This window comes from Streptomyces sp. NPDC030165 (genome assembly GCF_055573595.1).
This window is the reverse complement of the sequence record NZ_JBVIBD010000009.1, coordinates 187,151-210,485: the sequence shown is the minus strand read 5'-3', so window position 1 is coordinate 210,485 and position 23,335 is coordinate 187,151. Positions and strand designations below refer to the sequence as shown.

The window sequence follows — 23,335 nt, the reverse complement described above, 5'->3', positions numbered from 1 at the left end:
CCATGCACGACACCAGCGCACTGCTGATCGAACTGGGCGCCGTCATCCTCGCCCTCGGCCTCATCGGGCGCTTCGCGGGCCGTATAGGGCTCTCCCCCATACCGCTGTACCTGCTGGCCGGACTCGCCTTCGGGCAGGGCGGAGTACTGCCGCTGGACGCCAGCGAGGACTTCACCGCGGTCGGCGCCGAGATCGGCGTCATCCTGCTCCTGCTCCTCCTCGGCCTGGAGTACAGCGCCTCCGAACTCGTCACCAGCCTGAAGACCCAGTACCCCTCCGGCGCCGTCGACTTCGCCCTCAACGCGCTGCCCGGAGCAGGAGCCGCGATCCTGCTGGGCTGGGGCCCGGTGGCCGCCGTCGCCCTCGCGGGCATCACCTGGATCTCCTCCTCCGGTGTCGTCGCCAAGGTCCTCACCGACCTCGGCCGCCTCGGCAACCGCGAGACCCCCGTCATCCTCGGCCTGCTGGTCCTCGAAGACCTCTCCATGGCCGTCTACCTGCCCCTGCTCACCGTCCTGCTGGCCGGGGCCTCACTCGCCGGCGGCAGCATCACCCTGCTCGTCGCCCTCGCCACCGCCGCCACCGTTCTCTACCTCGCCCTGCACCACGGCCGGCTGATCAGCCGCGCGGTCTCCTCCGACAACCCCGAGATGCTCCTGCTGGTCGTCTTGGGCCTGACCGTGCTCGTCGCCGGGGCCGCCCAGCGCCTGCAGGTCTCCGCCGCCGTCGGCGCGTTCCTCGTCGGCATCGCGCTGTCCGGCGAGGTCGCCGAAGGCGCCCGTACCCTCCTGACTCCGCTGCGCGACCTGTTCGCCGCGGTCTTCTTCGTCTTCTTCGGCCTGTCCACCAACCCCGCCGACATCCCGCCGGTCCTGATCCCCGCCCTGCTGCTCGCCGCCGTCACCGCCACCACGAAGATCCTCACCGGCTGGTACGCGGCCCGCCGCGCCGGCATCGGGCCCCGCGGCCGGCTCCGCGCGGGCGGCACGCTGGTGGCGCGCGGCGAGTTCTCCATCGTCATCGCCGGTCTCGCCACCGCGACGGAACCCCGCATCGGCCCCATCGCCACGGCCTACGTACTGATCACGGTCGTCCTCGGCACGCTCACCGCCCGCTGGACCGACCCCGCCGCCCACCGCGTACGCACCGCCCTGCACCGCCCGTCACGGACACCGCCCGGCCCGTCCGCCACACCGAGGCCGGAGGAGGAAACGATCACCAGCCGCCTGCCGTCCGACCACCCGCGCCCGACCCGCGGGACGACGTGACCGCGCGGCCGGTCAGGGGGCGGCGGGCCGGGCGTCGGTCGCGGCCGAAGCGTCCGTCACATCCGGCGCCCCCGGCATGTCCGCCACACCCGGCGCACCCGGCGCACCCATGGGATCCGTGGGGGCCGGCCGATCCCCGGATATCTGCCCGGTCGCGGACGGGTCTTCCGCATCCCCACCGCCCACACGCTCCGAAGCGCCGACTCGCTTCCCGGCGAGTTCCCTGGCCAGCTTCTCCGAGAAGAGACGCATCTCCGCCTCGGCCTTGAGATCGAACACGTTTCCTCCAGCCTGCCTCTTCCTGCCGACCCGCCCCGTCCGGCAAGACCTGTCTCACCTGCCGCTATACCTTCTCTTTACCTTCCGGCCGCAGACCGCAAACGACGTACGTCGAACGCGACATCACCACTTGGCGCACACCGAACACAGAGCGCCCCCGGCGTACGCCCAGGATCGCGCAGGTGCTTGGGGGTGCCGGATGGCCGGCGTTGGCCGTGGTGTCGGCCGGCCCACGCGTGCAACTGCTCCCTGTGGGCGGCGAGCCGTTCGCCGGATGCGGCGATGACACGGATGTGCAGCTCCTCGTGGCCGAACAGTGGAACGCGTGGAGGCGCTCTCAGTCGGATGCGAGGAGCTCGGCCAGCCGAAGGGTGTCTTCGAGGTAGCGCTCGTAGGGAAAATCGGCCGCGACGAGCCGGGCCCGGAACTCGTCGCCGAGCGGCTTTCCGGCGGTGTGGAAGGCGTTCCGGCCGGCTTCGGTGAGACGGACCAGCCGTCGCCGCGCGTGTCCGGGGTCGACGGTGATCTGTACCAGGCCATCCGCTTCGAGTGGTCGTAGCGCCCGGCTGATCGCCGGGTCGGACACCGACAGCGCCTGCGCGAGCCGATGCTGCGTCGCCGGCTCGATGTCCTCCAGCGTGCCCAGCAGTCGTATCTGGCTGTAGGTCAAGCCGTCGGGGGCATCGGTGCGCCGCCGGGCCGCCTCGCCCAGCAGCATGACCACGCGGTGCAGCAGGTCTGCAAGTCCGTCATCCACGGCTGCCACTATACCTGGTTATTGACTGGTTAATATTAACTGATTAAGAATGCCTCATGGACAACTTCTCCTACCTCGCCCGGTCCGCCTTCCCACTGGTCTGGATCCTCGTACCGGCCGTCGGCGCCTTCGTGCGGACCCGCCACGCCCGGTCACCCCAGCAGGCGCTGGAAACCTGGCAGCGCTGGTGGGCCATCGGCGCCTTCGGCTGCGGCAGCCTGTGGATGACGGTCGCGTTCCTCGCCTTCCCGAATGTCATGGCAACGGCGATCGGCTTCGACCGGACGCCCTTCATGTTCGAGATCGCCTTCGCCAACCTCGGACTGGCCGTCATGGGCTTCCGGGCCGCCTCGGCTTCTGCGCGGGAGCGCATCACCATCGGGCTCGGCGGTGGGATGTTCCTCTGGGGAGCCGTGGCCGGTCACCTCTACCAGTGGTTCGCCAACGGTGACCACGCCCCCGGCAACACCGGCGGAGTCCTCGTCAACGACCTCCTGATCCCGGCTGTCATGATCATCCTGGCCGTACGATCCCGACGCCTGGCGGCCACGCCCCGGCCGGCCGCGCACATCGGCGCCTGAGCCGCGGGAACTGTTCCCCACCAGGGCGACTCGCGCCGGCCAGGCGGTCTCCGCCGGTCTGCTGCTGACCTTGTCCTGCGGAGAGACGCTGCACAGCGCCGGAGCCCGCGTGATGAAAGGGAGTCGATGCTGTACGTGCTCGCGGCGGTGCAGGCGTGGAAGCCGGGTGGCGGCTCACCCCGGCCTGTGCCCTTCTGGGCGCCGTCCGCCCGCGCCGCAAGGGGCGTGAATCATTCTTACGGTGTGCCGCAGGGCCGCCGATGCTGGTGGGGCAGCGGAGGGAGTCGGGAGGCAGGGTGAGCGATTCCGGGGGCGAGGGTGAGGGTGCGGAGAGCCGGTCGCGGGGGCGTCGTGTGTGGCGCTGGCTGTGTGCGCACAGTACGCACGCGCTCCTGGTGGCACTGGCGGCGGCCGTGGTGGGCGGGGTGGTGCCGGTCCTGCTGACCGGGGCGTTGCAGGACTGGCTCTCGCCACCGCCGCCCGCTCCGGCCCCCTGCCCGGGGGCCGGATGCGACGGAAAGGACCCGCAGAAGGAAGGGTGCTCCGCCGATGCGGTCACATGGCTTCCGGCGAAGAACAACCCGGTCTCGCTGCACGTGCGTTACAGCGAGCGCTGCGGGGCCGTGTGGGGGCGTATCACCCACGCTGAGGTGGGGGACGTGGTGACCATCCGGGTGGAGGACGGCTCGGCCCGTAGCGCCGTCGTCGAGTACGGCACGGACCAGTACACGTCGATGGCGTCGGTGGGCGAAACGTTCCGGGCCACGGCCTGCGCGGAGCCGACCATCACGGCGTCGCGCACCGGGCGTTGGCGCAAGTACTGCATCGTCGTGACGGACGCCACCGCCTGGAAGTGAGCACCGCCCGGACCCGGGTGCTGCCCGGCCGATGTCTGTTCTTGCCCTTCCAGCCGTCGGCGTCCGCCACCCACACTGCTGGGATGCCAGGACCGAACAGGCGGGGCGGCGGGGGAAGAAGCAGCGGCGAGGGCAGGTGCGCAGGCGGTCGGGCTGTGGTTCGTACGGTGTCGGCGCTCCTGGCTCTGCTGATGGCCGCGGGCTGTACCGAAGGCAGCGAGCCGGACGGCCGCCGGGACGGCCGGACGGCCGCCATCGACCTGGACAAGCCCGCCGCCCTGGCGGACGAGCCGGTGCGCATCCGGATCAGCGGGCTCGCCGCCGGTGAGGAGACGACGGTCACGACGCACGCCACCGACCACCGGGGCGTGGCCTGGTCGGGGCGTGCGGTCTTCGCCGCCGATGCTGACGGAACCGTGGACCTGACCCGCGACAAGCCCCGGGCCGGTACCTACCGCGGAGCCGACGGCATGGGGCTGCTGTGGTCCATGAAACCCGCCAAGGGCGATCCCGATGCGACGTGGTTCATACCGGACACTTCGCAGACGGCGCGTTCCTTCCGGATACGGCTCACGGTGGCAGCGGGCGGCCGTACGCCGGTCGAGCGGTACCTCACGCGCACCTGGACCAGGACCGGAGTACGGCACAAGGACCTCACCGTCTCCGAGGACAAGGTGCGCGGCAGCCTCTTCCTGCCTCCCGCGCACGGCCCCAGGCGAGCGCCCGTCCTGCTCCTGGGCGGCTCGGAAGGCGGAGTCGCCAACGAGACGGCGGCAGCGCTGCTGGCCTCCCGCGGCCACCCCGCCCTGGCCCTCTGCTACTTCGGCTGTAAGGGGCGCCCCGAGAACCTGGACGGCATCTCCCTGGAGTACTTCGCCACCGCCGCCCGGCTGCTGCGCGGCCGGCCGCAGGCCGATCCACGGCGGCTCGCGGTGATCGGCGTCTCCCGTGGGTCCGAGGCGGCGCAGATGCTGGCGCAGTACCACCCGGACCTGGTCCACGACGCCGTGGCGTACCTGCCCAGCCGCGACACCTGGGACGCTTACCACCCCGGCTGCCTCAGCTGCGGACAGGGACACGCCGCGTGGACCCGCCACGGCAAGGACCTGCGCCTCACCCCCATTCCGCTCGACCGCGTCCGGGGCACCGTGCTGGCGATCGGCGGCGGGGACGACCGCCTCTGGGCCTCGCTCCCCGCCGCCCGGTCCATCGCACAGGAGCACAACGCCGCCGGCCGCAGGCACCGGGCTCTGCTCTATCCGAAGGCCGGGCACGCTGCCGCGTTCTTCCCCTACCTGCCCAGCGCGGTGGAAGGCGGCGGCCGGCCCCTGGGCGGAACCCGGGCGGCCGACGCCCACGCGAAGGCCGACAGCTGGCCACAGGTACTCCGGCTCCTCGGGCAGCGGCAGCCGGGGCAGTAGCCTGCTGGGTCTCCCGGACCCGGCGCGGCAGCGCCTCGTTGCCGTGAGCCGCTGACCGACCAGCCGGCTGATGGGCCGGAGTCCGGCCGGACGGCTTCCCGGACAGGCCCGCCGCCTGCCGCAGGGGTGCGGGCGTTCGGTGACCGCGAAATCGGTTCAGGTCATGACCATGTCGCACATATGATCCTCTCACTCTGTTTTTCTGTTTGTGGGGGGACTCTGCCCTGTGGGCACATCTCTGCGCGCCCTGCGCGCACTGTTCCTGCTGGCCGGCTTCTACGTCCTCGCCCTCGCCGTACTCGGCGCGCTCACCGCCGCCGCCCTCGCCGCCTGGAGCTGGGCACCGGCCGGGGGCGCGGTCGCGGTGACCGTCGTCGCCGTCCTGGTGGGCCTGCCGGTCCTGCGGGGCGTCTGCACGCTCGGCACGGGTGACGGGGACGGTACGCACGGGCTCGCGGTCACCGAGGCCGAACAGCCCGGGCTGTGGCGCGCCGTCCGCTCGCTGGCCGAGCGCACCGGCACCCGGGCACCCGACGCGCTGTTCCTCACCGAGGACGTGAACGCCTCCGTCCATGAGCGCACCCGTCTGCTCGGCCTGCTGTCCGGCCCGCGCCGCCTGTACCTCGGCGTACCGCTGCTGATCGGCCTGAACGAACCGCAGCTGCACTCGGTCATCGCCCACGAACTCGGCCACTACGGCAACGCCGACACCCGCCTCGCGGGCATCACCCTGCGCGGCCGCGACAGTGTGCTGCGGACGGTGCAGGGCTTCCAGGCGCCCCGGCGCGAGGGGGACGACCGGGCGGTCCGGTCGGCACTCGAAGGGATCGCCAGACGGTTCCTGTACGGGATGGTGGCCAGACCGTTCCAGTCGTACGCCGGGTTCTACCTGCGGGCCACGCAGAGCGTCGGCCGGCAGCAGGAGCTCGCCGCCGACCGGGTGGCAGCCCGTGTGGCGGGCCGCGACGCCACGGCCTCGGCGCTGCGGGAGATCGCCGTCCTCGACGCCGTACACGGCTTCTACGTGGGCCGCTACATCGGCCTGGGCGCCCGGGCGGGCCTGCTCCCGCCACGTGGCGAAGTCGTCGGCGGCGTACGGCGACTGCTCGACGACCCCAGCCTGCGGACCGACTTGGCGGAATTGCGCGGCGAACTGCCGGCCGGCGACGTGTCCCCGTACGACTCGCACCCGCCGGTGGCCGAACGGGTACGGCTGATCGAAGCACTGCCTGACGGCGGCCAGGACACGGCCCCGGCGCGGCCAGCGCTCACGCTGCTGCGCGACACGGAGCGGATGCTGGTCGAGCTGGAGAGCGCCGTCCTCACCCCCGAAGCACTGGCCATGGAACGCACCGACTGGCCGGACCTGACCCACCGGGCCGTACACACCCTGGCGGAAGCCGGCGCGCAGCCGTTGCGGACGGCGATGGCGAGTGCCGGGATCACGCCGGGCAGCGCCGCGGAAGACCTGGCGGCCCTGCTGGACGCCGCCGACTCGGGACGGCTGTGGGAGGTCGCCGGCCACTTGCCCAAGTCACCGGAGGCCGCCCGCGCGAGTGGCCGGGCAGCGCGCGAATTCCTGCGCCCGGAACTGGAGGAGGGCGCCCGACATCTGGCGGAACTGGTCCTCGTGGAAGCGGCTGGCGCGCGCTGGGAGCCGTCCTGGACCGCCGGGCCCCGGCTGCGGCTGCCGGAGGAGCGGGACGTGGAGGACGAGTTGGCGGCGGCGGTACGGGCAGCCGTCGCGGACGCCCCGGACACCGGGCCGCTGCGCAACCTCCTGGCCGAACGCTGACACCACGCCCGCTTCCCCCCGTCTCGCGCCCCAAAGAACTGTCCACTGCGCCGGCAGCTGCCTACCGACGTACGCCGCCCGGCAGAACCCTCTTGATCGGACCGCTGGAACCCATGCACGGAATCCTTCCTCTCATCGTCATCACCATCACCCTCTGCACCTGGCTGTGGAAGCGGAGACGTACGACGAAGCTCGCCGCGGCGGCCGGCGCGGACCTGCTGCCGCCGGAACGCCAGGACACGGACCGCTACCGACCGGACCCCGAGGCGGACGCCGTGACGGCCGCCCTCGGCCGGGGCGAGTGGCAGACCGCCGCCAAGGTGATCAGTGCCGCGGGTACGGACTGGGAACACCGCTCCCACCTGGTCGGCGTCGTCGCCGACCGGGCGGCCGAGGACGACACCTGGCTGCGGGCCTGGGAGGCGGAGCGCCCCGACGACCCGGACGCGGCCGTGGTCCGCGCGGCCGCGCAGGTGGCGCTGGCCTGGGAGATCCGGGGCGCCTACCAGGCCAAGCACACCACTGCCGAGCAGTTCGCAGGGTTCCACCGGGTCCTGGGGGAGGCCCGGGAGGCGTTCGCGCGGGCGGAGGCCCTGGCGCTGCCCGGCGACCCCACGCCGTACGTCAAGAAGATCCCGCTGTACATGGGTCTGGGCGCTCCGCACGAAGCGATGCTCGAACTGTGGGGAGAGGTCATCTCCCGTGCCCCGTACCACTTCGAAGGGCACAAGAGCGCGCTGCAGTACTGGTGCGCGAAGTGGCGTGGCTCCGCCGAGACCGCCCGCGACTTCGCCGGGCAGGCCGCGGCGGCCGCGCCGCGCGGCAGCCTGCTGACGGTGCTGCGGCTCATCGCCTGGTACGAGCACAACGACGACGAGGCGCCGTCCGAGGCGTACGGCTGGCCCGAGGTCATGGGGATGACCGACGACGCGCTGCGGGACGTCGGCGCGGCGCGGCCGGACGACCCGAGGGTGGCGTCGGTCCGGCACCTGCTGGCCTACTTCCTGACGCAGCAAGGCCGGCACGAGGCGGCCCTGGAACAGTTCCGCGAGGTGGACGGCTACGTGGGCGCGCTGCCGTGGCACTACTACCCCGACCCGGCCAAGACCTACTGCCGCTTCCGGACCAAGGCGCTGCGGGGTGCGGTGAGCGAGAAGTGAGCGACAGGCGAGTGAGACGCGAGCAGAGCCGTTGTGGAGGTAGCTGACGGACATTCGTGATCGATGTGACTGATAGTCTCAACGGCTTGTCTGTTTCGACCCCATTCGAGGACCGTACGTGACCGTTCCCACCCCGCCTGACGGTGAACAGCCCATCGCCCCGACGCCGGACGACCGCGACCCGTGGAAGCCGCCGGCCTCCGAACCCGGACCGGCCCCCGGAGCCGGACCGGCCCCCGCCCACTGGGGTCCGCACCCGATGGGCCCGCACCCCATGGGGCCGTTCCCGGCCCCGCAGCCCAGCAACGCCATGGCTGTCACGGCTCTGGTCCTCGGTGTCCTCGGCGTCGTACTCGGCCTGGCCGTCTTCCTGTTCTGGATGTCCTGGCTCCCGGCGCTGCTGGCCGTGGTCTTCGGGCTCATCGGGATGGGCCAGGTACGCAGGGGCCGGGCGCGGGGCAGGGGCATGGCGCTGACCGGTGTGATCCTGGGCGGAGTCGGACTGCTGACCGCGACCCTGGCCGGCTTTTTCGTCTTCGCCATGGCGCAGAAGTCGGCCGATGACAGGGCGCGTGCCCGGGCCGACCGGGAGAAGGCCAAGTCTTCCGCCGAAGCGAAGGAAAAGGCGCGGCATCTGTCGTTCGGCGGTTCCTACACGTTCGGAAGCGGTCTGAAAGTGACGGTCGCCAAGCCGGAGCCCTTCGTCCCGGACGGCTACGTCCTGGGCCACGCGAAGGGCAACAAGGCCGTCCAGGTGACGATCACGGTGGTCAACACCGGCACCGAGCGGGTCGAGATCGAGACCGGGCTGCCCTCCGTCAACGACGCCGACGGCGCCTCGACGGAGCTGGTGATCGACGGCAGCGGGCGGCAGAAGGTCCTCAAGGGCTACGCCCTGCCCGGGAGGGAGCTCGTCGGCAAGTACGCCTTCTCCCTGCCGCCGGACGCCGCCGACCGTATGGAGGTCGAGTTCACTCCGGACGCGAAGCGCTGGGAGAGGTCCTACTGGAGCGGCCCGACCGAACTGACGGGGAAGTAAACCGTCCCGGGCGGGGAGCGCTGTTCATGTCCGTCCCCGCGCGCTGCCACGCCCCGCTGATCCGGCCATGGTTCTCCGGCGTCCCCTTGCGGAGATCCCCCTACGACGGTTCTTTCCAGCGGTTCCCTTCGGTGCTTCCTCCCGTACCGGCGTCACCGGTCGCCCAGGCGGCCGGTTCCCGCGTTGGAGCAGGCCGACGGCGGTTCGTCGCCTTCGAATCGCCGTCGGGGACGCTCGACCCGCACGACGGCGGTGACGGCATGCGTCTTCGTCCGCGACCGTTGAAAGGGCACCAGGCGGCCCGTCAGTCCCTCACCAACGCCCCCGGCTCGGCCCCGGACAACGTCAACGGCGCGACAGGCGTCTTCTGACGGCGGTTGGGCTGGCGGGAAACGGTGCCCGCCTCTCGTCACGCACCCCGCCAGATGTTGTCGAAGGCCGCCTGCTCGACGGTACGCCGCTGCCGTACGGCCTCCAGCTCCACCACCGCCTCGTTCACGGCGGCGAGCACGGTCATGACCGCGTCGCCGGTCCCGCTCAGCGCATCGTCGGCCGGTGCGTCGCGGATTCCGGCGGCGGCCGCGAGGGCGGCGAGGACGGGCTCGCCCGAAGCCCAGCGTTCGGCCGCGTGACTGCGGGCGGCGGATGACGCGGTCAGCGTCGTCCGGCCGGTGCGGAGCGGAAGGCGGCGACGGCGCTTCCGCATGATGAGCCCTTCTTCCGTCATGGCGGCCCGGTAGACCGCGGACAGTCCGCGGCCCCGGCGCCACAGCCAGTCCTCGACCGACTCGTACGGTGCCTGCCGGACGAGTGAGGCCGCTGCCGCGTCCAGCAGGCGGTCGGCCGGCGCCCTGCGGGTGCGGTCGTGGTGAGGGTCGTCGTCGCGGTCGCCGGGAATGAGGCGGTCGCCGTCGAGGGTGAGGAGTTCGGCGTGCAGGAGGTCGATCACCTCGGCTCCCGCCAGGGCGAGGGACAGGTCGCCCGGGTCCACGGGTCGGGGAGAATCCGCGTCCGTGGCGACGATCATGGCGACGATCTGGAGATCCCGCGGTGTGGTCATGGAGGAGGCTCCGTCTGGGAGGGGCCGGGGTGAGGGTGCCGGGGGCGGTGCAGTGGTGGGGTACGGCGGTGGCGGTACGGCGGTGAGTGGCCGGGCTGCGGACGGGGGGAACGGGGTTTGAACGGGGCGGGCGGGCGCGCGGTCTGCGGGTAACGGGCATTGTCTCGTACGGAGTTGACTGTAGTCCGGTCCGCGTCGGGGAGGCGTCGACAGTCCCGCGGCCGCTGCGTGCGTGTCGAGAGCGCGAGCCTCCGAGCGGATATCCCGATACCCCGCCGGGTACCCGACGCAGTGGGGGCGCTGTAGGGCGGATGCGCTCCGTACCGACCCCGAGGGGTGCCTGGACATCCGCTGTCCCAGAAGCCCCGGAATACCCCGGGGGGTATCCCTGTTACGGTAGGCAACAGATACCCCCAGGGGTACAGCCGTTCTCGTGAAGGAGGCACAGCCGTGTTCTTCGTCGACACCCTGGCGTTCGAGGGCCTGGGCAACCGCAGCTACCTGGCCGGTGGCGACGGTGCCGCGGTCGTGATCGACCCGCCGCGCGACATCGACCAGGTGATCGCCGCCGCGGCGCGGCGCGGGGTGCGGATCGCGTACGTGGCGGAGACCCATATACACAACGACTACGTCACCGGCGGCCTGGAGCTGGCCCGCGTCACCGGCGCCGCCTACCTGGTCCCGGCCGCGGCGGACGTCTCGTTCGCCCGTACACCCGTCGCCGACGGCGACACGGTCACGGTGGATGACGGCCTGGTGCTGCGCGCCATCGCCACTCCCGGCCACACGCCGCACCACACCTCGTACGCGCTGGAGGACGGCGGCCGGGCCGTGGCGGCCTTCACCGGCGGGTCGCTGCTGATCGGTACGGTCGGCCGCCCCGACCTGGTCGAGCCGCGGCTGACCGAGCAGCTGGCCCGCGCCCAGCACGCCTCCGCCCGCCGCCTCGCCGACGAGCTCGACGACGAGGTGCGTGTGCTGCCCACGCACGGGTTCGGCAGCTTCTGTTCCTCCTCCCAGGCCGAGGGGGACGCCACCACGATCGGCAAGGAACGTACGGCCAACGACGCGCTCACCCTGGACGTGGACACCTTCGTCGCCCGTACGCTGGCCGGTCTGGAGGACGTACCGGCCTATTACGCGTACATGGGTCCCACCAACGCCGCAGGCCCGGCACCCGTCGACCTCACCCCGCCCGAGCCCGCCGACGCGCGGCAGATCGCCGAGCGGCTGGCCGCGGGGGAGTGGGTGGTGGACCTGCGCACCCGTGTCGCCTTCGCCGCAGGACACGTGGCCGGATCGTTCAACTTCGAAGGGGACGGCAAGCTCGCGACGTACCTGGCCTGGCTGATGCCGTGGGGCAAACCGGTCACCCTGCTCGCCGCAACGCCGGGGCAGATCGCCGACGCCCAGCGCGAACTGACCCGGGTCGGCATCGACCGCCCGGCCGCTGCCGCCACCGGCGACCCGGCCGGCTGGATCCGCGAGGGCGCGGAACTCGCCTCGTTCCCGCGCGCCGCCTTCGCCGACCTCGCCGCCGCCCGTGCACGCGGCGAAGAGGCCGTGGTGCTCGACGTGCGCCGCGCCTCGGAACGCGCCGGCGGCTACGTCGAGGGCTCGGTGCACATGCCGGTCCACGAGCTGCACGGCCGCATCGGCGAAGTGCCGCAGGGCGTCGTGTGGGTGCACTGCGCCGGCGGGATGCGCGCGGCGATCGCCGCCTCACTCCTGGACGCGGTCGGGCGGGAGGTCGTCGCCGTCGATGACGGTTTCGAGGCCGCGGTCGATGCGGGCCTTGCCGTCACTGCCTCCGGCTCCGGCTCCGGCTCGTGATGCCTGCCATGCGTACCTGTGCCGGTACTTGTACCTGCATCTGTACCGGTACCTGTATCCGTGCCTGCGCCTGTGGCTGTACCCGGGGCGGCTCGGCAGCGTGAGTGCACTGATCCTGGCCCTGGTCGCGGGCGGCGTGGTCGGCCTGGCGCTCGGCGCGCTCGGTGGGGGCGGCAGCGTGCTGGCCGTGCCGGCGCTGATCTACCTGCTCGGCTTCACGCCTGCCGCGGCCACCACCGCGAGCCTGCTCATCGTCACCGCCACCTCCCTGACCGCGCTGTACGCACACGCGCGGGCCGGACACGTGCGGTGGAAGGCGGGAGCGGCGTTCGCTGCCGCCGGGGTCCTGCCCGCAGCCCTCGCCGGAGCCGCGGCCGCCCGCCTGCCCCAGGCCGCTCTCACCATCGCCTTCGCGGCCATCGCCGCGCTCGCCGCGCTCATGATGCTGCGCCCCGCCGCGGCGAGGACCGAGGGCCGAGGGGTACGGCCGGGGAGGGCCGCGGGGGCCGGGGCAGGGCTCGGAACCCTGACCGGGCTGCTCGGCGTGGGAGGCAGATTCCTCGCCGTACCGGCCCTGGTCACCGTACTGGCCTTCGAGATGCAGGCTGCCGTCGGCACGAGTCTGCTGGTCATCACCGTCAACTCGCTGGCCGCACTGGCCACCCGCTCCGGGGTGGCCGGCTCCCTGGACTGGACGGTCATCGGTCCGTTCACCGCGGCCGCCGTGCTGGCGGCCTGGGACGGCAAACGCCTCGCCGCGAAGGTCTCCGGGCCCCGCCTGCAGCGTCTGTTCGCCTTCGCGCTGCTGGCCGTGGCGGCCTTCATGATCGTCGAGGCCGTGACATGACGCGGGAGGCAGGAATGCGTGACGCAGGGACGCGGGAGGCAGGGGCGCGGGATGCAGGGATGCGGAAGGCAGGGGCACGTGACGTCGTACGTCTCAGCCTGCCGTGCCCCCCAGGCCTGCGAGCAGCGCGGCCATCGAGTACCTCGTCGCCGACGAACGCCCCAGCCCTCCAGCTCCGTCAAGCCGGCTCGGAGCAATGCCGAGCCGGCCTCGGTCGGCCTCGGAGCAATGCCGAGTCGATCTCGGTCCGGCCTCGGGTCAATGTCAAGCCGACCTCGGTCCGGCCTCAGGCCAACGAAAGGAACAGCTTCTCCAGCCTCGCCCGCATCTGCTCCCGGTCCCCGCCGGCCTGCTCCCCGTCGGCCATGCAGTGCTGCAGGCCCGTCGCGATGATCGCGAACCCGGCCCGGTCCAGTGCGCGGGAGACCGCCGCGAGCTGCGTGATGACGTCCTCGCAGTCCCGGCCGTCCTCGATCATCCTGATGATTCCGGCGATCTGCCCCTGCGCCCGCCGCAGCCGGTTGAGCACGCTCTTCAGTTCATCGGCCGCCATCTCCAGCTCCACATTTCCTCCTCCGTGACCGGCCCGCGTCCTGGCAACACTCGGGCGTACCTCAGCCCGTCCGGGCGTGGTTTCGAGCGCATCTGATACCCCCACGGGTATTCTAGTCCGTTCGGGGCCCACCCCCGGGTGACGAATCGAAAAGGAGCCCCACGCACATGATCACCCAAGCTGCCGTCCACCCCGGCCAGGCCGTCGATCGCCTGAGCGCCTACACCGTCATCGACGTGCGCACTCCCGGCGAATACGCCGCAGGCCACCTGCCCGGTGCCCACAACATCCCCCTCGACCACCTCGCGACCGCCCTCCCCGCCCTGAAGGCGGCAGCCGCCCACGGCGAACTGCTGATGGTCTGCGCTTCCGGCAACCGCTCCGCCACCGCCTGCAAACAGCTCGCCGCCGCGGATCTCCCCGCCACCACCCTCACCGGCGGCACCGCCGCCTGGGCCGCACAGGGGCACCCGGTCGAGCGCGCGGCGAACACCGGCGCCAGGGCCGTCTGGCCCATGGAACGCCAGGTCCGCCTCGCCGCCGGCTCCCTCGTGGTGGCCGGTCTCGCGCTCAGCACCCGGTACCGCCACGCCCGCTGGCTGTCCGCCGCGATCGGCGGCGGCCTGGTCTTCTCCGCGGTCACCGACACCTGCGGCATGGCGTCCCTGCTCGCCAGGCTTCCCCACAACCGGCCCCGCGCCGCCGACCTCGACGCCACACTCGCAGCCCTCGGCGGCCGACGGTAGCCACTGGGCGCCCGACAAGCGCCAACGGGCGCCGTAGGCTTCCGCCTTGCCGCACCGCATACACTCGCCGTGGCGCCGGACCGTCGTGGCGCAGGTACAACCGTAAGGAGCAAGGGTGTTGGAGCAGGGCTACCCGGTGGACCGGATAGATACCGGTACGGCTCACTCGGCGCGCGTGTACGACTACATCCTCGGCGGAAAGGACCATTACGCCGTGGACCGCGAGGCCGGTGACGTGATGTGCAAGGAATGGCCGGCGCTGCCCGTCCACATGCGGGCCAACCGCAAGTTCATGCACCGCGCGGCCCGCTACCTGGCCCGTGAGGAAGGCATCGGGCAGTTCCTCGACATCGGCACCGGCCTGCCCACCTCCCCGAACCTGCACGAAGTGGTCCAGCAGGTACGGCCCGACGCCCGGGCGGTGTACGTCGACAACGACCCGATCGTGCTGACGCACGCGCGGGCGCTGCTCACCGGCTCCACGGAGGGCCGGACCGCGTACGTCGACGCCGACATGCGTGACCCGGAGGCCATCATCGGGTCCGACCAGTTCCAGGAACTGCTGGACCTGCGGCAGCCGGTCGGCCTGATGATCATCGGCATCCTCCACTTCATCCTGCCGCCCGACGACCACAGTCTGGTGCGCCGCCTCCTGGAGCCGCTGCCCGCGGGCAGCTTCCTGGCCATGACCATCGGAACCGCCGACTTCGCGCCGCGCGAGGTCAACCGGGTCGCGGACGAGTACGCGCGCCGGGGCATGCCCATGCGGCTGCGCACCAAGGCCGAGGCCGAGGCGCTCTTCGAGGGGCTGGACCCGGTCGCTCCCGGACTGACCCAGGTCCACCACTGGCGCCCCGACGCCGACCAGGAGCAGGTCGACGACCGGGACATCGCGATGTACGGGGCCGTCGCCCGCAAGTCCGCCTGAGGTGACCTGGCCGGTCACCACCGGGCCCAACCTGGTCGGCGACCACCCGGCTCCGTCGGCACGGCGGAGCCTCACCCTTCGTCACCTTTGAACGGGCAGGGGCCCCTCCGGGCCGGACCCGGACCCCCTCCCGTCCTCCGGAGCGGACCCCTGCCCGCCGACACTCTGGCTCGGCAGATCTGGCCGATGACGAGCTCTACACCACCGACCCGCCCGACCCGCCCGATCCGACCTGTCCGTCCCGTACGCATCGCAGTCCTCGTTCACGTCCCGGTGACGGCCGATGCTTCCCGGCACACTGGGCACCTATCCCTGCCGTCCCACCTGCCCCACCCGAAAGCCCCGGGAGAGAGGACCTGGCCCTCCAGTTCCTTGCGCACTGCGACCCGGTAGGACCAGACCATGCCGATGTAGGGGTGGTAGGCGGCGTGGAAGGCGGGAGATGCCGGTCCGGCGCCCGCCGCGACCGCGCGCTGGAGGACGCGGAGCTGCTCGAACAGGGCCTGCCCGGCGCTGGCGACCGCCGTGGTCGCGTCGATGAACAGCCGTTCGCGCGCTTCGTAGATCGCGGCCTCGCTCAGTGCCGTACGGGTGGCCGCGTCCAGGTCGGCGTCGGTACCGGGGGACTGGGCGATCTGGCGCAGCCGGGCATGGCAGGCCTCGGTGGCGGTGATGAACTCGATGTACACGGCCCGGCGCCGTTCCCCGACCCCGCGGTCGTTCTCGTGGCGGCGGCGTAGGTAGTCAGCCAGAACGGTGCCAGAAATGGCGAGCGACCCACCGCTGACCGTCGCGACAAGCGTCCCCCAGTCCACGCCGGCCCGCCCCCTCAAACCGTGATCACACCGCCGTAGTTGGAATCTACGCGCAGCGCCCGCCGAAGAACAGGGGCCGGGGCCCGCTCGGAGCGCGCGGGCGACGTGGACGACGGCATCCGCCGGTCACTGACCACCGACCGTAGCCGTCCAGCGGCTCAACTGCAGAAATTCGACGTGAAGTCATCACTTTGCTGGTTGTTGACTGTTTCTTGGTCGTTCATTGCCTGTAGCGTCCAGTCTTGATCGGTATTCCCGGTCGCCTGCTCACGGGTTCCTCGTGAGCCGTAGCCGCTGGATGTCACGTCACCGGAGGATGTATGACTTCTCGTATCGCCGCCGCCATAGCCACGTGCGCGCTGAGCCTCGGGGCGCTCGCCTCGGGCGTGGGTGCCGCCGCAGCCGCCCCGTCGGCCGCCGCCGACGGCACCGCCGCCGACGCGCCGTCGTTCCGGGCGGCGGTCGACGCGCGCGCCGCGGCCGTCGACCGGTGCAGCTATCAGGTGGTCCGGTCCGACGACTCCCGTTACGTCTACTCCGTGAGCGGAGTCGTCGGCGGCAGCACGCGCGAACTGCCGGTACAGAAGGAAGACTTCGTGAGGCTCTCCGGTCAGTGGTTCAAGGCCGTCCAGGTCGACGCGTGCGCGGGCGGGCAGAGTCAGGCCCCCGCAACGCTGCGCGTCACGGGCAAGCTGGAGCACCCGGAGCACTACGAACCGTCCGTACCGAGGACCATCCGCAGCGACGCCCTCAAGCCCGCCTCCTCCTCGGTGATCCCGAAGGCGCCGCGGCTGACGTCTGTCGACCGCCTCGATGCGGCCACCGTCCGCGTCAACTGGGAACCCGTACAGGGAAACCCGGACGAGGTGATCGTGCTGGAGCGCAAGCCCTTCTACAGCAGCGAGATCGGCGTGTGGCACCCCTACACGTTCCAGTGGAACGCTCCGAGCGGTACCACTTCGATGGACCGGAAGCTGCAGCGTGACCCGGACATCCCGTCCGAGGTGCGGTCGCACTCCTACTGGATGCGCGTGGCGAAGAACGGTTTCGTCAGCGATCTGCGCGCCGAGAAGCCGACGACCGTCGAACCGTAAGGAGCGAGCGCCGCGAAGGGCGTCCGACTGGTGTGGAGCCAGGGCGGGCGCCCTGCTGGTCCGCGGCTGGTGCGTGCCACTCCGTCAACGGCCGGGCTTCACCACCCGTAACCTGCTCAACATGACCAACTCACTCGAGAACCTTGACGATACCGGGGTCGCGACAGCAGCAGCCCGCGCCGGTGCGGACGTGGTGCGCGACATGTACGGGCAGCGGCTCGACCGTATCGACAAGGGGGCCGGAGACTTCGCCACCGCGGCCGATGTGGCGGCCGAGAAGACGATTCTCGACGTCATCCGCGCCGCCCGGCCGGACGACGCCGTGCTCGGTGAAGAAGGCGGGCAGCAAGGTGCCGCGGACGCCGCGCGGCAGTGGCTGGTCGATCCTCTGTGCGGCACGCTGAACTACGCCGTCGGCACCATGCTGGCCGCGGTCAACGTGGCGCTGCGCAACGGTGCCGCGGCCGTGGCCGACCCCTTCAGCGGCGAGGTCTTCTTCACGGACGGCGAGACCGCGTGGGTGCGGAACGAAGGTGCCGACAGCCGGCTGCTGCCCACGTCCGCCTCCCAGCTCGTGGATGTCAATCTCGACCCGCCGTTCCCCAGCGCGCCAGGCTTCCGGGCCGTGGAGCTGCTGGCCCGGGCTTCCTTCGCGGAGCACTTCCGGCCGCGCGTCGTATCCACGAGTCTCGCGCTGGCCTGGGTCGCGGCAGGCAAACGCGCCGCGTACGTCACGGACGGCGGCGACCTGTCCGGCAGCGTGCACTTCGCCGCCGGCATCGCTCTGTGCCAGGCTGCCGGCTGCGTCGTCACCGGGATCGACGGCGCACCGATCGGACAAGGCAGTCGCGGACTTGTCGCGGCCGCCGACGCTGAGACGCACCGGCTGCTGATGTCGATGAACGGTTAACGGCGGATCACGCCACCGAGCACGACTCGCGACGGTACCGGACCCGGACCCGGCCCCGAAGCCGGGTCCGGACCCAAAGCTGGATCCGGACCCAAAGCTGGATCCGGGCCCTGAAGTGCGATCCGGACCCGAACCCGGGATCGGAATAACGCCTTGCCGACCATACGGACGAACGGCCGCTCCCAATGCGACCGTTCGCCGAACCGAAGGGAGAGGGCGGGGCGTCACCCCCGGGACTGCGCCCCGATGGTCGGAGTGGCGCCGTTCTTGTAGAGGGCGATCAGCTTGCTGAAGTCGAACGGCCGCTGGTCCACGCAGGTACAGCGGTAGGTGTCGCACTGGTCGCAGCCGACGGTGCACGGCGGCTGGACGTCGGGGTTGCCCTGGTTGTGGTCGCGGGTGGCGTCCCAGCCGGAGAGGGCGCCGAGCTGGTTCTCGTGGGCGAACTCGACCAGGCTGCGCTGGTTGTCGAGGGTGAAGACCCGCTTGTTGATGTTGCAGCCGAACATCGGAGTGGCGCCCGTACGGTTCCAGACCTTCGTGGCGTTCCAGGTGGGCCACAGCGAACTGATCTGGCCGTGCATGGCCTTGAGCCCGATGACGCAGCACTCGTACATGTCGGGCGGCGCGCTCTGGCCGAACTCCATCAGCATGCCGTTGATCAGGCCCGGGTCGATGCCCGCGGCGGCGATCTTGGCCAGGAACTTCACGCCGACCGGGCTGAAGCCCGCCGACCCCTCACCGGGCTGTGCGTCGGCGGGGAGGGTGTACGACACCTTCAGGCCGGGGTGCTTGGCGAGGACCTGGGAGATCGCCGCCGTGTGCCGCAGATGGGCCGCCTCGTCGGACAGGAAGTCGCCCTCGAAGTCGAAGTCGATACGTGCCACCGCGTAGTTGCGCAGGAACGCCTCGTACTGCTCGACGATCTTCGGGACGCTCGTCTCGACGGCTTCGAGAGGCCGCCCGGAGGCGCCGCCGCAGGAGAAGGCGACCTTGCCGCCGGTGGCGGCCAGCTGCTCGATGTCCTTCTTGCCGTACGAGCTCTGGTCGACCTCCCAGTCGGCGCCGTCCTGCCCGGCCCACGCCAGCTTCTTGTTGTTGTTGGCGACGATGAAGCCCAGCATGAAACCGTCGACGCCGGATTCCTGGGCGTACTGGGGGAGGCTGGGGTTCGGCCAGGCCATGTAGTCCACGTACGGCGCGCGCGGCATGTCCCAGGGGCCGCCGTCCGGCAGCTTGTCGGACGTGGTGAACTCCAGCGGCTGGGACTGGTCGGAACGGTTGCCCGCGAGGTCCAGGGCCGTGACCCGTACGGTGTACTTGGTCGTCGGCGAGAGTCCCGAGATCACCACCGTCTCGTCCTTCACGCGCAGCGGCTGGGGGCCACCGTAGGCCACCTCGTAGCCCAGTACGCCGATGTTGTCGGTGGAGGGGTTCCAGGAGAGGGTGGCCTGCGTCGGGCCGAGGGTGTCCACCCGTACGTTGCCCGGCACGCCCGGCGGCGTCGTGTCGTCGGGTACGTCGGCGGACTGGCCGTTGATCTTGAACTCGGTCGGCAGCGGGCCGGGGCCCGGCATGGACCGGGCGAAGCCGAGCCTGAACTCCTGCGCGCCGCGGTGGGGCTGGACGGTCTGGCGCTCGGGCACCAGGCGCCCGGTGATCACGTTGCCCGACCGCTGCCAGACGAGGCCGTAGACATCGGTGACGTTCTGGTCCGACTGCACGCGGAAAGAGATCTCCGGGTTGACGAGTGGTTCGCTTTCGAAATTCCAGACCGTGGCCTTCATGGTGCCGTACCACTCACCAGGAGATTCCCATTCCGACGTGACGTACTGCTTTGCCATGACCACACCCCTCGCTTCCGTCGTCCGGTTCCCGGACGTTCCTTTCTCGGTTGCGACAGGGAACCTAGATACGGCAAGTACCGCCGTCAATCGCGGAATCGGCCAGTGGCGGACCGGCCAGAAGAGCGCGCGACGGACGGTGAAATCGCGTCGCCGGCGGGACGGAGCGGATGCGAGGTGATGGGGTGCAGATCGGTGCGAATGAGTTGGGCGCATGTGCTGATGAGCTGTGCGTCGGATGAGGACGGGGATCTGCGAGGTGCGGTGTGTCCGGACGGAGACGTGCCATGCGCGACGGCCTGACTACGCTGGGCCTCATGACGGAGCTGCCGTTGCATCCCCATGTCGAAACGGCCATTCAGTATCACGAGGCGGTCTCTCGCGGTGCGGTCGGCGAGGAACTGGCCCGTTACTTCGCCGAGGAGGTGGTACAGCAGGAGTTTCCCAACGTCCTGTTTCCCGAAGGCGTCCGGCGTGACCTGGCCGACGTGCTCCAGAGCGCGGAGCGAGGGCGTGGAATCATCGGCCGCCAGCGGTTCGAGGTGCACAATGCGGTCGCGGCCGGCGACCAGGTGGCCATGGAAGTGACGTGGACCGGGACTCTCGCCGTTCCGATGGGAAACCTGCCCGCCGGTCACGAATTGCGCGCCCATATCGCGGTCTTCCTCGAATTCCGCGACGGCAGGATCTCCGCCCAGCGCAACTACGACTGTTATGACCGCCTGGAGCGGGACCGGAGCCCGACGCGAAAGGGAGGCGCGGGCGCCTGACTTCAGCGGTGGCGGGTCACTCCAGGAAGCCCCGGCCCGGCTCAGCGAGTGTGAGGGGAGGCGGCAGGGCGTGCTGCCGCTGTCTCGGAGTTGTCCGTACGGCCAAGGAATGGCCTGCTGATTCGTCGTCCCGGACCAAGAGGCCGGGGGCTCGCCGTACGTACGCTGCGGCTGAGTTCATCCGAGCCATCCGGAGGCGTGCGTGAAGGCGACACGGAGCGCAGGGCAAGCCTTCCCGAGGCGCCGGTCTCTCCCGTCCCCCCATGCGAAAGGCTCCGTCGAGCTGTTCACCACCCTGTTCCGGCTGGGCGTACGGATGGCGTCGATCGCCCACCGGGGACGTACCCTGCTCGCAGACGGCAGCCGGGAGGACGCCACCGGCAGCCGGCTGACCGCCGACGGAGTGCGGGCGCTGCACGAGATGGAACGTCTGGGCATCCTGTTCGACATCTCCCACTTCCTTCTTCCGCTTGGTCAGGGGCGGGTTCCGGAATCCAACGGCAGTACACCGCACCGCGGGACCCGCCTGCGTGCCCGAAGCGTTCTTCGGCTACGAAGGGCGAGCTGCCCCCGTCATGCTCCCGCGAGCCCCCGCCTCGGCCCTGCCCCCAGGACCTGCCCCCAGGAGTTCGACTACCGATTGTCCTCCAGAAGATGTCCTGTTGAGCGCGCCGCCACCCCCTGACCTGCGGGTTTTTCGCGTATGTTGCCCGGCTGCCCGAAGAGCAGAACCAAGTCAAGACTTATCTCCGCGGGCCTTCTTTCCTATGTTTGGGGTCACCGAACCAGTCCCCTCAGAGGAATGTGACATGAGAAAGAACATCGGCGAGATGGCGACTCGGTGCCTGCGGCACCTGGAATCGCGTGACATCGACGAAGTGCGGTCCATGTGCACGGAAACGGCCGCGATGTACTTCCGGTTCGATCGACATCCCATCGACCGGATGGAGGAGTATTCCTATGAGGTGGGTCCGGTATGAGGGAAGGCAGGATTTCCGTACCGGGGGGCAAGGTGTGGTATCGCAGGACGGGCGGCGGTGGTGTGCCGTTGCTGCTCGTCCACGGCGGGCCGGGTTACCCGAGTGACCTGCTGTTCGACGCCTTCGCACCCCTCGCCCAGGAGCGCGAGGTCATCTGGTACGACCAGCTCGGCGTGGGGCGTTCGGATCCGGTCGGTGATGTCTCGCTGCTGACGGTGGACCGCTTCCTCGACGAGCTGGGCGTGGTGTGCGAGGGGCTCGGCCTGGAACGCCCGCACGTCTACGGACACTCCTGGGGAGCGATGCTCGGCCTTCAGTACGCCGCGGAGCGGGCGCCGGAATGGACCAGCCTGATCTGTGCCAGTGGCCTGGCGAGCGTGCCCCGGTTCGAGCAGGAGGTCCGGGACCTGATGGCGAAACTGCCGGGCAACGTACTCGACCGCACCTACGGCCGGGAGCTGAGAGGCGAGACGGACGATCCCGATTACCGGGTGGCCCAGGAGGAGTACCTGCGCGCGTGCGTGCTGCGCACTTCTTCCGTGAGCCTGGAACCGGAACTCATGAGTGTGACGACGTTCCGGACCATGATCGGGCACGCGGACTACCACGTGACCGGCACTCTCAAGGACTGGGACATTTTCGACGCACTTGAGCGGATCCAGGTTCCGGCACTCGTTCTCGGTGGCGAGTTCGACGAGTGCGTTCCCGCGCATCTCGCCGATATCGCCGCGAGGATTCCGGATTCCGAGCATGTGACACAGCCCGGCGCAGCCCATATGGGATACCTGGAGGAGGCGCCCCTTCGCGACGCGTACGTCTCCCTCGTTCAGGACTACATGGCACGCGTCGAAGCACGGGCGCGTCCGGACGAAACCGTCTAGCGGGCGGCACCGGCGGCCGTTTCCGGTGCTCAGCAGCGTGACGGCCGGCCCAGCTCGCGCCCGTACGAAGCCGGTTACTTCTGCTGAGTGACCGTGATCAGGTTCCCGCAGGTGTCGTCGCACACCGCCGTGACAGCCCGTGCCCCTGCCCAGGCGCCCCGTCAGCGAAGGTCACGGATGAGGTCGCCGATGATGGTGTTCACCTTGTCCGAGTCGAATGATTCCGAGCCGATCAGCAGGGTCACGGCCCGCTGTCCGTCATCGGTGACCGCGTTCCGGAATTTGTGGCCGCTCTCCATATGGCCGCTGTGCCCCCAGGTGACGAATCCCGGTACGCGCTCGTAGCGCTCGGCTCCCAGGCCGTAGTGCTCGCCCGGGAAGCTGTCCGGAACGGTCTTCTTCATCTCGGCGAGCTGAGCCGGGGCCAGCAGTCTCCCGGTCATCAGCGCGGTCCAGAAAGCGGTCGCGTCGGCACCGGTGGACATCAGCGCACCCGATGCGTCGGCCCCGGAGGTGTTCCATTCCGTGCGGTCCAGCAACGTCCCGTCCCGGTCCACGTAGCCGCGCATGTCCGGCTTGGGGAGCCAGGTCTTGGTGTTGCTGGCAATACGGCTGTGCTCATTGCCGACGGCCTTACGGCCCGGCCTGAGGTCGGCAAGCCCGACACCACCGTTCCAGGTACCGCAGCGCGGGCTCTTCACCGTCACGCTGATACCTGAGGCGCCGACTTCTTCGAGCGCCTTCAGCGCTGTCCGGATGGGTTCGGTGTCACACCGCGGTGGCGCGGCCGATGCGGGAGGCGCTGTGAGCAGAGAGGTGATTGCCAAGGCCACGACAGCACTCGTCCTGTATCGCATGGGTCTCCTTCTGTGAGGACTGATGCGTGCGGCGTTCGGTTGGTTCCGTCTTGTGCCGCG

At 70.7% G+C, this 23,335-nt stretch carries 23 protein-coding genes and 2 pseudogenes; 18 read left to right on the top strand and 7 right to left on the bottom strand.

Going from position 1 to position 23,335, the window contains the following annotated elements; translation table 11 throughout:
* Window positions 1-2 precede the first annotated feature (2 nt).
* Window positions 3-1,268 carry a cation:proton antiporter gene (locus ACZ4Z1_RS19165; protein WP_468487762.1) on the top strand — a complete coding sequence of 422 codons (1,266 nt, stop codon included), beginning with the start codon at window positions 3-5 and terminating at the stop codon, window positions 1,266-1,268.
* Window positions 1,269-1,280: 12 nt separating this feature from the next.
* Here the strand turns inward: ACZ4Z1_RS19165 and ACZ4Z1_RS19160 are convergent, their stop codons facing one another.
* Both ACZ4Z1_RS19160 and ACZ4Z1_RS19155 read right to left on the bottom strand, forming a co-directional pair.
* Window positions 1,281-1,547, bottom strand: a complete 267-nt coding sequence (locus ACZ4Z1_RS19160; protein WP_468487761.1) for a hypothetical protein — start codon at window positions 1,545-1,547, stop codon at window positions 1,281-1,283.
* A gap of 337 nt (window positions 1,548-1,884) precedes the next feature.
* Window positions 1,885-2,304 carry a MarR family winged helix-turn-helix transcriptional regulator gene (locus ACZ4Z1_RS19155; RefSeq protein WP_468487760.1) on the bottom strand — a complete coding sequence of 140 codons (420 nt, stop codon included), beginning with the start codon at window positions 2,302-2,304 and terminating at the stop codon, window positions 1,885-1,887.
* Window positions 2,305-2,360: 56 nt separating this feature from the next.
* Here ACZ4Z1_RS19155 and ACZ4Z1_RS19150 point away from each other — a divergent pair, with 56 nt between their 5' ends.
* From ACZ4Z1_RS19150 to ACZ4Z1_RS19120, 7 genes and pseudogenes are all read left to right on the top strand, one after another.
* The gene (locus ACZ4Z1_RS19150; protein WP_468487759.1) at window positions 2,361-2,885 is read left to right on the top strand and encodes a DUF6790 family protein; all 525 of its coding nucleotides are present in this window, start codon (window positions 2,361-2,363) and stop codon (window positions 2,883-2,885) included.
* A 40-nt stretch (window positions 2,886-2,925) separates the two neighbouring features.
* Window positions 2,926-3,185, top strand: a pseudogene (locus tag ACZ4Z1_RS19145) (hypothetical protein); the annotation flags it as partial.
* Complete coding sequence (locus ACZ4Z1_RS19140) at window positions 3,182-3,742, top strand: DUF2690 domain-containing protein (protein WP_468487758.1); 561 nt, start codon at window positions 3,182-3,184, stop codon at window positions 3,740-3,742. The pseudogene ACZ4Z1_RS19145 and the gene ACZ4Z1_RS19140, both read left to right, overlap by 4 nt.
* Before the next feature lie 167 nt (window positions 3,743-3,909).
* Window positions 3,910-5,163 carry an acyl-CoA thioesterase/BAAT N-terminal domain-containing protein gene (locus ACZ4Z1_RS19135; RefSeq protein ID WP_468487757.1) on the top strand — a complete coding sequence of 418 codons (1,254 nt, stop codon included), beginning with the start codon at window positions 3,910-3,912 and terminating at the stop codon, window positions 5,161-5,163.
* Window positions 5,164-5,389: 226 nt separating this feature from the next.
* Window positions 5,390-6,958 carry a M48 family metallopeptidase gene (locus ACZ4Z1_RS19130; protein ID WP_468487756.1) on the top strand — a complete coding sequence of 523 codons (1,569 nt, stop codon included), beginning with the start codon at window positions 5,390-5,392 and terminating at the stop codon, window positions 6,956-6,958.
* A 113-nt stretch (window positions 6,959-7,071) separates the two neighbouring features.
* Window positions 7,072-8,118, top strand: coding sequence for a hypothetical protein (locus ACZ4Z1_RS19125; RefSeq protein ID WP_468487755.1), 1,047 nt, complete (start codon window positions 7,072-7,074; stop codon window positions 8,116-8,118).
* A 118-nt stretch (window positions 8,119-8,236) separates the two neighbouring features.
* Entirely contained in the window at window positions 8,237-9,157 is a 921-nt protein-coding gene (locus ACZ4Z1_RS19120; protein ID WP_468487754.1) for a DUF4190 domain-containing protein, read from the top strand.
* Window positions 9,158-9,566: 409 nt separating this feature from the next.
* Here ACZ4Z1_RS19120 and ACZ4Z1_RS19115 read toward each other — a convergent pair whose 3' ends face one another.
* Window positions 9,567-10,217, bottom strand: a complete 651-nt coding sequence (locus ACZ4Z1_RS19115; protein WP_468487753.1) for a GPP34 family phosphoprotein — start codon at window positions 10,215-10,217, stop codon at window positions 9,567-9,569.
* A gap of 450 nt (window positions 10,218-10,667) precedes the next feature.
* On the opposite strand from ACZ4Z1_RS19115, the gene ACZ4Z1_RS19110 reads away from it, so the two are divergent.
* Both ACZ4Z1_RS19110 and ACZ4Z1_RS19105 read left to right on the top strand, forming a co-directional pair.
* Complete coding sequence (locus ACZ4Z1_RS19110) at window positions 10,668-12,050, top strand: MBL fold metallo-hydrolase (RefSeq protein ID WP_468487752.1); 1,383 nt, start codon at window positions 10,668-10,670, stop codon at window positions 12,048-12,050.
* A gap of 100 nt (window positions 12,051-12,150) precedes the next feature.
* Entirely contained in the window at window positions 12,151-12,897 is a 747-nt protein-coding gene (locus tag ACZ4Z1_RS19105; RefSeq protein WP_468487751.1) for a TSUP family transporter, read from the top strand.
* A 286-nt stretch (window positions 12,898-13,183) separates the two neighbouring features.
* On the opposite strand, the gene ACZ4Z1_RS19100 is transcribed toward ACZ4Z1_RS19105, so the two are convergent.
* Window positions 13,184-13,462 carry a metal-sensitive transcriptional regulator gene (locus ACZ4Z1_RS19100; protein WP_468487750.1) on the bottom strand — a complete coding sequence of 93 codons (279 nt, stop codon included), beginning with the start codon at window positions 13,460-13,462 and terminating at the stop codon, window positions 13,184-13,186.
* Between the two features lie 155 nt (window positions 13,463-13,617).
* On the opposite strand from ACZ4Z1_RS19100, the gene ACZ4Z1_RS19095 reads away from it, so the two are divergent.
* Both ACZ4Z1_RS19095 and ACZ4Z1_RS19090 read left to right on the top strand, forming a co-directional pair.
* Window positions 13,618-14,196, top strand: coding sequence for a rhodanese-like domain-containing protein (locus ACZ4Z1_RS19095; RefSeq protein ID WP_468487749.1), 579 nt, complete (start codon window positions 13,618-13,620; stop codon window positions 14,194-14,196).
* Window positions 14,197-14,314: 118 nt separating this feature from the next.
* Window positions 14,315-15,124, top strand: coding sequence for an SAM-dependent methyltransferase (locus ACZ4Z1_RS19090; protein WP_468487884.1), 810 nt, complete (start codon window positions 14,315-14,317; stop codon window positions 15,122-15,124).
* A 263-nt stretch (window positions 15,125-15,387) separates the two neighbouring features.
* Here ACZ4Z1_RS19090 and ACZ4Z1_RS19085 read toward each other — a convergent pair whose 3' ends face one another.
* On the bottom strand, window positions 15,388-15,939 hold the full coding sequence (locus ACZ4Z1_RS19085; RefSeq protein ID WP_468487748.1) for a CchlQ: 552 nt from the start codon (window positions 15,937-15,939) through the stop codon (window positions 15,388-15,390).
* A gap of 320 nt (window positions 15,940-16,259) precedes the next feature.
* Here ACZ4Z1_RS19085 and ACZ4Z1_RS19080 point away from each other — a divergent pair, with 320 nt between their 5' ends.
* Window positions 16,260-17,033 carry a hypothetical protein gene (locus ACZ4Z1_RS19080; protein WP_468487747.1) on the top strand — a complete coding sequence of 258 codons (774 nt, stop codon included), beginning with the start codon at window positions 16,260-16,262 and terminating at the stop codon, window positions 17,031-17,033.
* Window positions 17,034-17,154: 121 nt separating this feature from the next.
* Window positions 17,155-17,943, top strand: a complete 789-nt coding sequence (locus tag ACZ4Z1_RS19075; protein WP_468487746.1) for an inositol monophosphatase family protein — start codon at window positions 17,155-17,157, stop codon at window positions 17,941-17,943.
* Window positions 17,944-18,167: 224 nt separating this feature from the next.
* Here ACZ4Z1_RS19075 and ACZ4Z1_RS19070 read toward each other — a convergent pair whose 3' ends face one another.
* Window positions 18,168-19,787, bottom strand: a complete 1,620-nt coding sequence (locus ACZ4Z1_RS19070; RefSeq protein WP_468487745.1) for a fibronectin type III domain-containing protein — start codon at window positions 19,785-19,787, stop codon at window positions 18,168-18,170.
* 317 nt (window positions 19,788-20,104) lie between these two features.
* On the opposite strand from ACZ4Z1_RS19070, the gene ACZ4Z1_RS19065 reads away from it, so the two are divergent.
* The 4 genes and pseudogenes from ACZ4Z1_RS19065 (at window position 20,105) to ACZ4Z1_RS19050 (ending at window position 22,418) form a co-directional block, all read left to right on the top strand.
* The gene (locus tag ACZ4Z1_RS19065; RefSeq protein ID WP_468487744.1) at window positions 20,105-20,557 is read left to right on the top strand and encodes a nuclear transport factor 2 family protein; all 453 of its coding nucleotides are present in this window, start codon (window positions 20,105-20,107) and stop codon (window positions 20,555-20,557) included.
* Between the two features lie 268 nt (window positions 20,558-20,825).
* A pseudogene (locus tag ACZ4Z1_RS19060) lies at window positions 20,826-21,014 on the top strand (membrane dipeptidase); the annotation flags it as partial.
* A gap of 352 nt (window positions 21,015-21,366) precedes the next feature.
* Entirely contained in the window at window positions 21,367-21,537 is a 171-nt protein-coding gene (locus tag ACZ4Z1_RS19055) for a hypothetical protein (protein ID WP_468487743.1), read from the top strand.
* Window positions 21,534-22,418: a proline iminopeptidase-family hydrolase gene (locus ACZ4Z1_RS19050; RefSeq protein ID WP_468487742.1), complete on the top strand. Its 885-nt coding sequence runs from the start codon at window positions 21,534-21,536 to the stop codon at window positions 22,416-22,418. The genes ACZ4Z1_RS19055 and ACZ4Z1_RS19050 overlap by 4 nt, the downstream gene beginning before the upstream one ends.
* Window positions 22,419-22,579: 161 nt before the next feature.
* Here the strand turns inward: ACZ4Z1_RS19050 and ACZ4Z1_RS19045 are convergent, their stop codons facing one another.
* Window positions 22,580-23,251, bottom strand: coding sequence for a serine hydrolase domain-containing protein (locus tag ACZ4Z1_RS19045; RefSeq protein ID WP_468487741.1), 672 nt, complete (start codon window positions 23,249-23,251; stop codon window positions 22,580-22,582).
* Window positions 23,252-23,335 lie beyond the last annotated feature (84 nt).